A 13,144-nucleotide genomic window follows, 5' to 3' on the forward strand; every position below is an offset into this window, starting at 1 on the left:
CATTGACATATCTCCTTTTTATCAATTATAGCAAAATATGAAACTATAACTATGATAATACCTTGAAAAACTAAATATAGGCTGAGTAAATAACTCAGCCTTTTTCTATTAATATTTTCTAAAACGTTGGTAACGTTGTTCCAATAAATCCTCAAGAGATAATTGTGAGAGCATTTCTAACTCTGAAATTAAACTTGTCTTAATCATATCGACAATCTCACTTGAAAAATAACCATGTTCAGGGATTACTTTGTCTACAACTTCCATATGGTAAAGTTCTCCAGCAGTCATCTTCATTAATTGTGCTGCTTCTGTTGTTCTTGTGCCATCTTTCCATAAAATAGAAGCAAAGCCCTCAGGACTTAAAATAGAATAAACAGTATGTTCCAACATCCAAACCTTATCGGCAACAGCTAAAGCTAATGCTCCTCCAGAACCCCCTTCACCAATAATAATAGCTATAATAGGGACTTTTAAATCACTCATTTCTAAGAGGTTTCTAGCAATTGCTTCACCCTGACCTCGCTCCTCAGCACCTACCCCAGGATATGCTCCAGCAGTATTGATGAAGGTTATAACAGGTCTTCCAAACTTCTCAGCTTGTTTCATTAAACGTAAAGCCTTACGATAACCTTCAGGATGTGGTTGACCAAAATGACGGTCTAAATTATCTTGAAGGTTCTTACCTTTTTGAATACCGACAATCGTCACAGGACGCCCTGCCAAGTACCCCAAACCTCCTATAATTGATTTGTCATCTGCAAACTGGCGATCACCATGAAGTTCCATAAAATTATCAAAAATCAATTCAGCGTAGTCAAGAGCAGTTAGCCTCCCTTGATCACGCGCATCTTTTAAAATTCTTGTCACATCATTATTCATGACCAACCTCATTTCCATGGAAAGCAATTAGTTGAGCAATGCAGTCGCGTAATTCTGTTCGATTTATAATAGCATCGACAAAACCATGTTCTAACAAAAATTCTGCCTTTTGAAAGTCTTCAGGTAAATCTTCTCTCACCGTTGTTTCGATAACACGACGACCAGCAAAACCAACCAACGCTTGCGGCTCAGCCAGAATAATATCACCTTCCATAGCAAAACTCGCAGTAACGCCGCCGGTTGTTGGGTCTGTTAAAATTGTTAAATAAAACAATCCCTGGTTAGAATGGCGTTTAACTGCTGCCGATACTTTTGCCATTTGCATCAAACTCATAATACCTTCTTGCATTCTGGCGCCTCCTGACGCTGTAAAAATAACAATAGGTAATTTCTTTTCAGTTGCTAGCTCAAATAATCTTGTCAACTTTTCGCCTACGACCGTTCCCATAGACGCCATTATAAAATGAGAATCCATAATAGCTAAGGCCGTAGTTTGTCCTTTTATTTTAGCTAAACCTGTCACCACCGCTTCATCTAAGTTAGTCTTTTGACGTGTAGCAGCCAGTTTTTCACGGTAGTTTGGAAAATTCAAAGGATCCTTAGTTTCAATCCCTGTAAATAATTCCTCAAAACTATCTTCGTCAACTGTTAGCAACAGACGTTCTTGCGCTGAAATTCTAAAGTTGTAAGAACAAGCTGGACAAATCTTTGCTAATCCTAAATCTTTCTGATAAATCATATGTTTACAAGAAGGACACTTAGCAAAGAGTTCATCAGGAACCTCAGGAAGACTACGTTTATCAGAAGACCCCAATGCTTTGTTTGGACTAATACGGATATATTTATCCTTTTTACTAAATAAAGCCATCTTCCCTCCTATTGATTGTTACCATAATACCTTGGTAAAAAGTCTTCCATCAGGAATGAAGTATCATAATCCCCAGCCAAGACTTTTTTATCAGAAATGAGATCCATTTGAAATTCTGTATTTGTTACAATACCATCAATTTCAAGCTCATATAAGGCACGTTGCATTTTCATAAGTGCATCAAAACGATTTTCTCCGTGAACAATTACTTTCGCAATCATACTATCATAATAAGGAGGAATAGTGTAGCCTGTGTAAACCGCTGAATCGACACGTAAGCCCATACCGCCAGCAGGTAGATGTAACCCATTAATGGTACCTGGACATGGCGCAAAATTAAATTGTGGATTCTCTGCGTTAATACGACATTCAATCGCATGACCAGTTAACTTAATATCATTTTGAGAAACTGATAAAGGAATTCCAGCAGCGATACGAATCTGCTCTTTAACGATGTCAACACCCGTTACAAATTCTGTAACAGGGTGTTCTACTTGAACACGAGTATTCATTTCCATGAAATAGAACTGTCCGCTATTCTCATCTAACAAAAACTCAATTGTTCCTGCATTTTCATAGGATACAGCCTCAGCTGCACGAACAGCTGCTTCACCAATTTGTTGACGCAGAGTGTTACCTATTGCCACAGACGGACTTTCTTCCAATACCTTCTGATTGTTACGCTGCAGAGAACAATCACGTTCTCCTAGGTGAACTATCTTACCAAAGCTATCTCCAAGTATTTGTACTTCAATATGTCTAGCTGGGTATATAACTTTTTCAATATACATAGCACCATTACCGAACGCAGCCAAAGCCTCCTGTGAAGCAGACTCAAAAGCAGGCTTCAATTCATCTGCTGATTTGACCTTCCTAATTCCTTTTCCACCGCCACCAGCTGAGGCTTTTAACATCAATGGATAGCCGATTTCCTCAGCAATTGATACAGCTTCTTCTACACTTGTAACTTGACCATCTGATCCTGGGATAACCGGAACATCAGCTTTTATCATCTCTGCACGAGCATTGATTTTATCACCCATTTTATCCATAACTTCTCCAGATGGACCAATGAATTTTAAATTCATCTCTTCACACATAGTAGCAAATTTAGAATTTTCACTTAAAAACCCAAAACCTGGATGAACAGCTTCCGCTCCAGTCACAATAGCAGCAGATAATATAGCATTAACGTTTAAATAAGATTCTGCTGATTTGGCTGGTCCAACACAAATAGCTTCATCTGCTAAAATTGTGTGCAATGATTCCTTGTCAGCCTCCGAATAGATAGCAACTGTCGAAATTCCCATTTCACGGGCTGCACGAATGATACGTACTGCAATTTCTCCGCGATTAGCAATCAATATTTTCTTAAACATTTTTGATGCTTCTCTCCCTCTAAATTCAATACTATCTTCAATTGCCTATTGCAAATGTTAACGTTCCACTGGCAGCTAATTTCCCATCAACTTCTGCTACTGCTTCAACAACGGCTATAGTTCCTCTACGTTTGACAAACTTAGCAGTCATAACTAATTGATCTCCTGGAACAACTTGCTTTTTAAATTTCACTTTATCCATACCTGCATAAAAAACAAGCTTTCCTTTGTTTTCTTCTTTAGATAATTCTAAAACACCTGCAGTTTGAGCCAAAGCTTCCATAATTAAAACGCCTGGCATTACAGGATATTCTGGAAAATGACCATTGAAAAAAGGCTCATTGATACTAACATTTTTGATAGCGACTATCTCATCTTCTGATACCTCTAAAACACGATCCACTAATAACATTGGATAGCGGTGAGGTAAAGCCTCACGAATTTCTTTTATATCAATCATTTGATTCGTACCAATCCTTTACCAAATTCAATAACTTCTTCATTGGCTACAAGAATTTCAGTAACTACACCATCATGAGGAGCAGGCACTTCATTCATCACCTTCATCGCCTCAATAATCATCAAAGTTTGTCCCTTCTTCACGCTATCACCTACTGAAACAAAGTTAGGTTTATCTGGTCCAGAAGCTAAATAAGCAACCCCAACTAAAGGACTTTCGACAACGTCACCTTCTGCAACAGTCACAGTCGACTCTGGGATTTCTGAAACTACTTCAGTAGCTTGTTTCGTTTGCTCACCTGCTTCATTAGAGACAGGAGTTGCTATAGTTGGAGTTGCTTCAGGTTGATGACTCATATGAGACATAGTTGGGACAAGTGGAGCTTTTCCCTCATTTTTACTAAAAGACAGCTCACCGTCACTTGTTTTGAATGAAAATTCTCTCAGACTTGACTCATCAAATTGAGTCATTAAATCCTTAATCTCTTGAATATCCAATTTAATCCTCCCAGCGTTTGAAGGCCAGAACTGCATTGTGTCCTCCAAAACCAAATGTATTTGAAATGGCATAACGAATATCAGCGTCTTGCCCTTGACCAAAAATAACATTCGCTGTAATATCTTCTGATAATTCTGTTGTTCCAGCAGTCATTGGAACATAACTATGACGTATCGCTTCAATAGTTGCAATTGCCTCAACAGCTCCTGCGGCACCCAAAAGATGACCAGTAAAAGATTTAGTCGAAGAAACTGGAACGTCTGTCCCAAGTGCAGCAACAACAGCTTGACTCTCTCCTTTTTCGTTAGCAGGTGTTGAAGTTCCATGAGCATTTACATAGTTAACTTCTTCAGGTTTAATATTAGCTTCAGCCAGTGCAAGTTGAATAGCTTTAGTGGCTCCTAAACCTTCTGGATGTGGTGAAGTCATATGATATGCGTCACAAGTGTTACCATAACCAACAACTTCTGCAAGAATAGTAGCTCCTCGTTTTTCAGCGTGTCCTAAACTTTCTAAGACCAACATTCCAGAACCTTCTCCCATGATAAATCCATTGCGATCTTTATCAAATGGAATAGATGCTCTTGATGGATCTTCAGTTGTTGATAATGCTGTAAGACTTTGGAATCCAGCAATGGCAAATTTTGTAATAGCAGCTTCTGCACCACCGACTACCATAATATCTTGAATACCAAATTTTATATTACGGAAAGCATCTCCAATAGCATCATTAGAAGAAGCACAAGCTGTATTAATTGATTTACATACACCATGAGCGCCTAACCTCATCGCAACATTTCCAGCTGCCATATTTGGTAGAGCTTTTGGAAGCGTCATTGGTTTTACGCGTTTTGGCCCTTTTTCATGAAGACGAATCACTTGTTCTTCAATCTCTTGAATCCCTCCAATACCTGATGCAACGATGACACCAAATCGATCTGCATCAATTTCATCTAAATTTAAATTAGCATGTTGAATAGCTTCACTTGAAGCATATAAGGCATAAAGGGAATACATATCAAATCTGTTCAGATCTTTTTTGACAAAATATTTATCAAATGGAAAATCATGAATTTCAGCAGCATTTTTGACCATGAAATCACTTGAATCAAATTTAGTGATAGGTCCAATACCAACATTTCCTTCTTTAAGGCTATTCCAAAATTCTTCTGGTGTGTTTCCAATAGGTGAGGTTACACCGTAACCTGTTACTACTACTCGCTGTAATGTCATATTATTTCCTCTTTATTATTGCATCGTCATACCGCCATCAATGGCAATAACTTGTCCTGTAAGGTATTCTTGTTCTGCTAAGAAAGACGCTACCTGCGCTACTTCTTTACCTTTTCCAATACGTTTCATTGGAATTTGAGCTAAAATAGCTTCTTGCATTTTTTCTGGGATAACATCTGTCATATCAGATTCGATAAAGCCTGGAGCAATGGCATTGACACGAATGCCTCGTGCTGCTACTTCTCTGGCAACTGATTTTGTAAAGCCAATTAAACCTGCTTTAGAGGCTGCGTAATTAGCTTGCCCTACATTTCCAGTTAATCCAACGACGCTAGAGATATTAATAATAGCACCTTGACGCGCTTTTGTCATCGGTTTCAAGACTGATTGTGTCATATTAAATGCACCTGTTAAATTAATTTTAAGAACGCTCTCAAAATCTTCAACAGTCATTTTAAGCATCAATTTATCATTAGTAATACCAGCGTTGTTAACGAGCACATCCACGCTACCTAGACTTGCAATAGCTTCTTTAATCATGCGATTAGCATCTTCAAAAGAAGAAACATCTCCTGAAATAGCAATAACTTTTACACCATAATCAGCAAATTCAGCTATTAAGTCTTCTGATATTTCAGAACGTCCATTTAAAACAATATTAGCACCTAATTGTGCAAATTGATGGGCAATTGCAAGGCCGATTCCTCTACTTGAACCCGTAATAAAAATGTTCTTATCTTTTAATTGCATATTTTCCCCTAGTTTAATTCCTTAAGATTATTAAATCCAATTTTATCTTCAACAGAATATACTGATAATGAGCTATCTATTTTTTTCAAGAAACCTGAGAGTACCTTCCCTGGACCAATTTCAACAACCTGTGTCATTCCCATTTTTTTCATGGTTTCAATAGACTCATCAAAGCGTACAGGTTCCATAACTTGGCGTGCCAATAAAGATTTGATATCGTCTTTTTTCATTATCTGCGCCTCTGTATTTCCAATTACAGGGATTTCAGAAACTGAAAAATGAACTTTATCTAAAACATCGCTCAATTTCTGACTTGCAGGTTTCAATAAAGCAGTGTGAAAAGGACCTGAAACATTCAGAGGAATTAAACGTTTTACTCCTTGTTGTTTTAGTTCTTCTACAGCTGCATTTACAGCGATTGACTCTCCCCCTATAACAATTTGCTTTGGAGTATTATAATTTGCAGGACTAACAATACCAAACTGAGAAGCCTTCTTACAAGCATCTTCAATTATTTGACGATCAGCATTTAAAACCGCTACCATTTTGCCACTACCAGCAGGTGCTGCTGCTTCCATTAGTTGACCTCGTCTAGCAACAAGTACTACAGCATCTTCAAATCTTATAGCACCTGAAGCAACTAAAGCACTGTATTCTCCCAAAGAAAGTCCTGCAACCATATCTGGTCTAAGTCCAATTTCTTTAAGAATTAAACGATAAATAGCAGTCGAAGTCGTTAAAATAGCTGGTTGAGTATATTTCGTCTGATTTAATTTGTCTAAGTCTTTATCAATCAATTCTCTCAAATCGTATCCTAAAACATGACTTGCCTTATCAAAAGTTTCTTTAACAATCGGGAAAGTTTCATATAAATCTCTAGCCATTCCCAACTTTTGAGCACCTTGACCAGCAAATAGAAATGCGACTTTATTCATAGTGTCTCCTTATTTGTATTTATAAATCTGACCAGCGGTTTGCCTCAGAAAGAATAACTTGACGCGCTCCTGAATAAATATCTTCAAGAATCTCTTGACAAGTCTCTTCTGATTTAATTAATCCGGCAATTTGTCCTGCCATAACTGAACCATTAATAACATCCCCATCAACAACTGCATTGCGAAGAGCTCCTGCTCCTAATTCTTCAATCTCATTGATTGAAATACGGCCAGCTAAATAATCTTTTTCTGCTTGGCTATAGGTTGTTACTAGTTTATTTTTTAAGGCACGAACTGGGTGACCTACTACCTGAGCAGAAACAGCAGTGTCGATATCTTTTGCTTTTAAGATTTTTGCTTTGTAATTAGGGTGAGCATTAGATTCTTTAGCAACAACAAAACGAGTTCCTATCTGAACAGCATCAGCTCCTAACATGAAACCCGCAGCAGCCCCACGTCCATCTGCTATACCACCTGCGGCAATGACTGGAATTGTAACAGCATCAACAACCTGCCGCACTAATGTCATCGTGGTCAGTTTCCCGATGTGACCTCCCGCTTCCATTCCTTCTGTAATGATAGCATCAGCCCCTAATTTCTCCATACGTTTTGCTAATGCAACACTAGGAACAACAGGGATTACTGTTATACCTGCTTCATGAAAGCGCTCCATGTACTTACCAGGATTACCTGCACCCGTCGTTACAACTTTTACACCTTCTTCAATAACCAAATCAACAATATCATCTACAAAAGGTGATAAAAGCATAATATTCACACCAAAGGGTTTATCAGTCATAGATTTTATTTTATCAATATTTGCTTTGACAACCTCTTTAGGGGCATTTCCTCCACCAATAATACCTAGACCACCTGCCTTAGAAACTGCTCCTGCAAGGTCTCCATCAGCGACCCACGCCATACCCCCTTGAAAAATTGGATATTTTATATTTAGTAATTCTGTTATACGTGTTTTCATTTTTCTTTCCTAAAATTAATAATTTGATAATCAAACTATATTGATAAGAAGAAGAGTGAGTACCGATCAACGATTGATTGAATACTCACTCTAATAAGTGATTTGGTAAGAATATCTTTTATTATCACTTGCTTCTTTTTTCTTACGACTTAATTATTTTACTTTTTCTTCAACATAAGCAACTAAATCACCAACAGTATTTAGTCCTTCTTCTGTCTCAATTTGGATATCAAATGCATCTTCAATTTCTGAAATCACTTGGAAAACATCAAGCGAATCAGCATCAAGATCGTCAAAAGTAGTGTTCAACGTTACTTCTTCTGCATCTTTACCAAGTTCTTCAACAATAATTTCTTGTACTTTTTCAAATACTGCCATTTTTAGCTCCTTAAATTTTAAATAATCTTTTATAAATGTGCTATGCACTATATATAACTAAATTTTAACAATTAGACTTCCCCATGTCAAACCTCCACCGAAACCCGATAAGAGGATTGTTTGGTTACCATCTAGTTTCAACAAACCGTTCTCATAAGATTCTGAAAGTAAAATAGGGATACTAGCTGCACTAGTATTACCATAATCCATCATATTCTCTGGAAATTTATCACGTGCTATATCAATTTTTCGAGACATCTTATCTAAAATCCTTCGATTCGCTTGGTGTAAGAAAAGATAATCAATATCTTCTTTTTCCAAATGGGATGTTTCTATAAGATGATTGATACTTTTTGAAACTTCTTTGATAGCAAAATCAAAGATTGCTCTACCATCCATTTTCAAAAATTTATCATCAAGTACTTCATCTGAGAAAGGTGAATTTAACCCGACTTGACTAGATTGAAGTCCCTGACGACTACCATCTGTATTGAGAGACTCTGCAAGAAAATGTTTTTCCTTAGAAGCTTCTAGCAAGACACCTCCAGCTCCATCTCCAAATAAAACTGCTGTCCCTCTATCAGTCCAGTCTAATACTTTAGAAACAGTTTCTGCTCCTATTACTAAACCTTTTTGATAGCTACCTGATGATATCAATTTTTCGGCGGTAGACAAGGCAAAAACAAAACCACTACATGCTGCACTCAAGTCAAAGGCAAAAGCATTACTCGCTCCAATATGAGCTTGCACTCTTGCGGCAGTAGAAGGCATCATAGAGTCTGGTGTCATCGTTGCAACAATAATAAAGTCAATTTGACTAGCGGAATAACCGGATTTTTCAATAAGTTGTTCTGCGACCTTATTTGCCAAATCAGCTGTTGTTTCATTTTTACTAATATGACGTTGTTTTATACCAGTACGTGACGAAATCCAGTCATCACTGGTATCCATGATTAATGATAAATCCTCATTTTTAATAATTTGAGAAGGTGCATAATGTGCAAGTTGACTAATTTTAGCAAAAACCACTAGACTAAGTCCTCCAAAAATTTATGAAGATTCCCTAAAGCGCTCGTCAACATTTTTATGTCTTCTTCACCTAGGTCTTCAATAATATGAGATACCATAGATTTATGAAATTTACTATGCAATCGATCTAATAACCTACCTCTCTTAGTAAGACTCAAGTGAACAACTCGACGATCAATACTTGACCGTTTACGCTCAATGTAGCCTTTTTTTTCTAACTTATTAAGGCTGGTTGTTACAGTTCCCAAAGTTAACATTAATTCTCGAGCGACATCGCTAGGAGTTACCTCAGAATGTTTCCCAATAATTTCAATAGTATGCATTTCTTTTAAAGATACATCGCTAAATTGGCTAGTCTTTAAACTCATTTCCTCAATAATCATGATTCTATTAAAAATGTCAACTAAATAACTATTAATCTGATCATATTCCAAGATATCACCACCTCACATTAAACTTTGATAATCAAATTATATCAAAGTTCAAACTTATTTGCAAGACTTTAATCTTAAATAATTTGATTTTCAAACTATTTACCTAAAAAATTAGGACGCCTTCTATCAGCGTGTGCCCGAACACCTTCTTTAAAATCTTGCTTAAAGGCTAATGATTCTTGTAACTGTAATTCAAGCTTTTTATATTGTTCCCAATCTTTAAAAGCAGCTTCCCAAGCTAATGATTTTATGGCTTGATATGAGTTTATAGAATGTCTACTTAAACGCTTTAATAGTTGATCCTTAATTTTACCTATTTTATCTGATTCACAAAGTTTATAAACAATTCCCAAAGCTTCAGCTTTTTCAGCAGATAAGCTTTCTCCAGTTAAAGCTAGTTGCACTGCACGAGTTATACCGATTGATTTACTAAGTAACAATAAACCTCCTGCATCTGGAGCTAAACCGACACCCACAAAAGCCTGGATAAATTTACTCTTCTTGCTTGCGATAACAAAATCAGCTGCTAATGCAATATTAGCTGCGGCACCAGCTACAGCCCCATCTACACACATAACAACAGGTTTCTCTAGCTGTAGTAAATCATACGATATCTGATTAACTAACTCAGCAATTTTAGTTAATGAGCTAATATCATCGCTCTCAACAGCAGCTTTCATCACTTTTAAATCTCCTCCGATTGAAAAGATTGGTCCTTGTGCTTCAATCACTAAAAACATGACATCTTTATTTTCAGACACAAGCCTTATTGCATCAATAATTTCTTGACACATTGGGATGTTAAAACCATTTGAAATATCTGGTCGATTAAGCATAATAGTGGCCACGTTGCCATCAATACCATATATTATATTTTCGAACTTCAAAATGTCTCCTCTCTTTAAGAGTGAAAGAAAAATAAAAAATAATTTGATTATCAAATTATCATGCTTTGTATTTTATCATAAACCTAGCTTTCATGGCAAGATAAAAAATAAAAAAACGGAATTAAACTTCCCGTTTTTAATAGTTATCTAATTTCACAAAAAATTGACTCAGATCGCTCACTAATACATTAGCCTGCGACTGATTCATTCCAAAGTATTTATCTTCAATAGCCCACACATCAATACCGGATGCAATACCAGCTGTAATACCCTTCTCACTGTCTTCTACAATAAGAATTTGCTGTTTAGGAATATCTAAAAGTTCTGCTGCTCTATTATAAATAGCTGGATTAGGTTTACTTTCTGAAAATTCCTCACCAGACAGAATTACCTTAAAATATGTATCCAGATTAAAACTTTCTAATGCTAACATGATATCATGTCTAGTAGAACTTGAAGCTAGACCCAAAAGATAGCCTTTGTGATGAAGCTTTTCAATGACTCTTTTACAATCCTGAAAAATTAAATCTTTGTATGGCAAGGGATTATCCTCTTTATAGCGACTATAATCTTGTTGGAGCTTATCAATATCCCAGGTATCATATTGATCACCTAAAACAGATTTCCAAACCTGCTTCATATTTCCTCCAATAAAAAAATTCATTGGTAAATGGTCAATTGTAATTCCATGTTGTTTTAAAAAACGCTCTCGCCTTTTATAATAAAATAATTCAGTGTCAAATAGAACACCATCCATATCAAATATTATTGCTTTATATTTACACATGTAACTATTATATCATTCTTTTAAATTTAGAGGTAATGACAAATTTTCTGACTTTTGTTATAATTTATCTAAAATTCATTCTTGAGGTAACCTATGAAAGTAGTCAAATTTGGAGGAAGTTCTTTAGCATCTTCCCAACAATTATACAAAGTACTAAATATTATCAAATCAGACTACACTAGACGGTTTGTTGTCGTTTCAGCTCCAGGGAAACGCTACGAAGAAGACTTAAAAATGACAGATGCTTTGATACAATATTATCAAAATTATATTAACGGTAAAGATATTGTTAAAGACCAAACTTGGATTATCAATCGTTATCAAGAAATTATTAGTGATTTGTCTTTAGGAAGCACTATTGCAGAAGAAATTACTCGCTCTATAGAGCAGCTAGCTTCACTTCCCATAGAAAATAATCAGTTTTTATATGATTGTTTTTTAGCAGCCGGTGAAGATAACAACGCAAAGTTAGTTGCAACGTTTTTTAATCAAAATGACATTCCTGCAAGATATGTTCATCCAAACGAAGCAGGAATTATTGTAACTAAAGAACCATGTAATGCACGAATTATTCCAGGAAGTTATGATAAGATTGAGAACTTATGTCTATACAATGAGGTTCTTGTTATCCCTGGATTTTTTGGAGTCACAGAAGATAACCAAATTTGTACCTTTTCAAGAGGGGGATCTGACATTACTGGATCCCTAATTGCAGCAGGCATAAAAGCAGACCTTTATGAGAACTTCACAGATGTTGATGGTATATTTGCAGCACATCCAGGTGTAGTTAAGAACCCTCACGCTATCCCTGAGCTTACTTATAAAGAAATGCGTGAATTAGCCTATGCGGGTTTTTCGGTTTTACATGATGAAGCTTTACTTCCTGCCTATCGTGGCAGAATCCCTCTTGTTATTAAAAATACAAATAATCCCCAACAGCCTGGTACAAAAATAGTTTTAAAGCATACTCGTAGTAACATAGCAGTAACTGGGATCGCTTCTGATAGCCGTTTTGCTAGCATAAACGTATCTAAATACTTAATGAATAGAGAAGTAGGTTTCGGCCGAAAAGTACTACAAATTTTAGAGGATTTAAATATTAGTTTTGAACATATGCCAACTGGCATAGATGATCTATCCATTGTCTTACGTGAAAAAGAATTGACACCAATCAAAGAACAAGAAATCTTAAATTACCTAACTCGTAAACTAGAAGTAGATTACGTTGACATCCAACACAATTTATCTACAATCGTAATTGTAGGTGAAAATATGAAAAGTCAGATTGGAGTCACTGCAACAGCGACACAAGCCTTATCAAGAGAAAAAATCAATATCACCATGATATCACAAGGTTCAAGCGAAGTCTCCATTATGTTCGTTATAGACAGTAAGGATGAAAAAAGAGCTATTAAAGCACTATATGAAACATTCTTCCAAAAATAGTACCTATTACACTACTTACACTATTAGATAGATAACAAATCGTCCTAAGTAAGTTTACTTAGGACGATTTTATTTAGAACATAGGATAGTTTTTTCAATTTTAATCGTAACTACTTGGTATCACTGACAAATTCGGACAATTAAGATGCTAGCCAACCTTAAGGAATAATAATTCCAATAAAAAAAGGCTAACCAAAGT

General features: G+C 36.1%; 15 protein-coding genes. 1 reads left to right on the forward strand and 14 read right to left on the reverse strand.

The genetic code is table 11. The annotated features are described in order from the left end of the window. Positions 1-108 precede the first annotated feature (108 nt). From HMPREF2818_RS00720 to HMPREF2818_RS00785, 14 genes are all read right to left on the reverse strand, one after another. Positions 109-882: an acetyl-CoA carboxylase carboxyl transferase subunit alpha gene (locus tag HMPREF2818_RS00720; protein WP_001058273.1), complete on the reverse strand. Its 774-nt coding sequence runs from the start codon at positions 880-882 to the stop codon at positions 109-111. Beyond that, complete coding sequence (accD, locus tag HMPREF2818_RS00725) at positions 875-1,750, reverse strand: acetyl-CoA carboxylase, carboxyltransferase subunit beta (RefSeq protein ID WP_001173382.1); 876 nt, start codon at positions 1,748-1,750, stop codon at positions 875-877. The genes HMPREF2818_RS00720 and accD overlap by 8 nt, the downstream gene beginning before the upstream one ends. Before the next feature lie 8 nt (positions 1,751-1,758). Beyond that, on the reverse strand, positions 1,759-3,129 hold the full coding sequence (gene accC, locus HMPREF2818_RS00730; protein WP_000473508.1) for an acetyl-CoA carboxylase biotin carboxylase subunit: 1,371 nt from the start codon (positions 3,127-3,129) through the stop codon (positions 1,759-1,761). Between the two features lie 37 nt (positions 3,130-3,166). Further along, on the reverse strand, positions 3,167-3,589 hold the full coding sequence (gene fabZ, locus HMPREF2818_RS00735) for a 3-hydroxyacyl-ACP dehydratase FabZ (RefSeq protein ID WP_000565431.1): 423 nt from the start codon (positions 3,587-3,589) through the stop codon (positions 3,167-3,169). After that, positions 3,586-4,086: an acetyl-CoA carboxylase biotin carboxyl carrier protein gene (gene accB, locus HMPREF2818_RS00740; RefSeq protein ID WP_000354296.1), complete on the reverse strand. Its 501-nt coding sequence runs from the start codon at positions 4,084-4,086 to the stop codon at positions 3,586-3,588. Before accB ends, fabZ begins: the two co-directional genes overlap by 4 nt. Position 4,087: 1 nt before the next feature. Then, on the reverse strand, positions 4,088-5,320 hold the full coding sequence (fabF, locus tag HMPREF2818_RS00745; RefSeq protein WP_000175072.1) for a beta-ketoacyl-ACP synthase II: 1,233 nt from the start codon (positions 5,318-5,320) through the stop codon (positions 4,088-4,090). A 15-nt stretch (positions 5,321-5,335) separates the two neighbouring features. Further along, positions 5,336-6,070, reverse strand: coding sequence for a 3-oxoacyl-[acyl-carrier-protein] reductase (gene fabG / locus HMPREF2818_RS00750; RefSeq protein WP_001176108.1), 735 nt, complete (start codon positions 6,068-6,070; stop codon positions 5,336-5,338). Positions 6,071-6,078: 8 nt separating this feature from the next. Then, positions 6,079-7,005, reverse strand: a complete 927-nt coding sequence (gene fabD / locus HMPREF2818_RS00755; RefSeq protein ID WP_001044784.1) for an ACP S-malonyltransferase — start codon at positions 7,003-7,005, stop codon at positions 6,079-6,081. A 19-nt stretch (positions 7,006-7,024) separates the two neighbouring features. Then, entirely contained in the window at positions 7,025-7,984 is a 960-nt protein-coding gene (gene fabK / locus HMPREF2818_RS00760) for an enoyl-[acyl-carrier-protein] reductase FabK (protein WP_000857463.1), read from the reverse strand. Positions 7,985-8,137: 153 nt separating this feature from the next. Beyond that, the gene (locus HMPREF2818_RS00765; RefSeq protein ID WP_000257836.1) at positions 8,138-8,362 is read right to left on the reverse strand and encodes an acyl carrier protein; all 225 of its coding nucleotides are present in this window, start codon (positions 8,360-8,362) and stop codon (positions 8,138-8,140) included. A gap of 57 nt (positions 8,363-8,419) precedes the next feature. Beyond that, positions 8,420-9,391, reverse strand: a complete 972-nt coding sequence (locus HMPREF2818_RS00770) for a beta-ketoacyl-ACP synthase III (protein ID WP_000230693.1) — start codon at positions 9,389-9,391, stop codon at positions 8,420-8,422. Continuing rightward, complete coding sequence (locus tag HMPREF2818_RS00775) at positions 9,391-9,825, reverse strand: fatty acid biosynthesis transcriptional regulator FabT (protein ID WP_000455488.1); 435 nt, start codon at positions 9,823-9,825, stop codon at positions 9,391-9,393. Before HMPREF2818_RS00775 ends, HMPREF2818_RS00770 begins: the two co-directional genes overlap by 1 nt. Before the next feature lie 95 nt (positions 9,826-9,920). Continuing rightward, the gene (locus HMPREF2818_RS00780; protein WP_000667365.1) at positions 9,921-10,712 is read right to left on the reverse strand and encodes an enoyl-CoA hydratase; all 792 of its coding nucleotides are present in this window, start codon (positions 10,710-10,712) and stop codon (positions 9,921-9,923) included. 136 nt (positions 10,713-10,848) lie between these two features. Then, positions 10,849-11,499, reverse strand: coding sequence for an HAD family hydrolase (locus HMPREF2818_RS00785; protein WP_000335413.1), 651 nt, complete (start codon positions 11,497-11,499; stop codon positions 10,849-10,851). 93 nt (positions 11,500-11,592) lie between these two features. Between HMPREF2818_RS00785 and HMPREF2818_RS00790 the strand changes: the two genes are divergently transcribed. Continuing rightward, positions 11,593-12,945: an aspartate kinase gene (locus tag HMPREF2818_RS00790; protein ID WP_000869694.1), complete on the forward strand. Its 1,353-nt coding sequence runs from the start codon at positions 11,593-11,595 to the stop codon at positions 12,943-12,945. Positions 12,946-13,144: the final 199 nt, after the last annotated feature.

The sequence above is a fragment of the Streptococcus sp. HMSC076H09 genome, from assembly GCF_001811765.1.
GTDB lineage: Bacteria > Bacillota > Bacilli > Lactobacillales > Streptococcaceae > Streptococcus > Streptococcus agalactiae.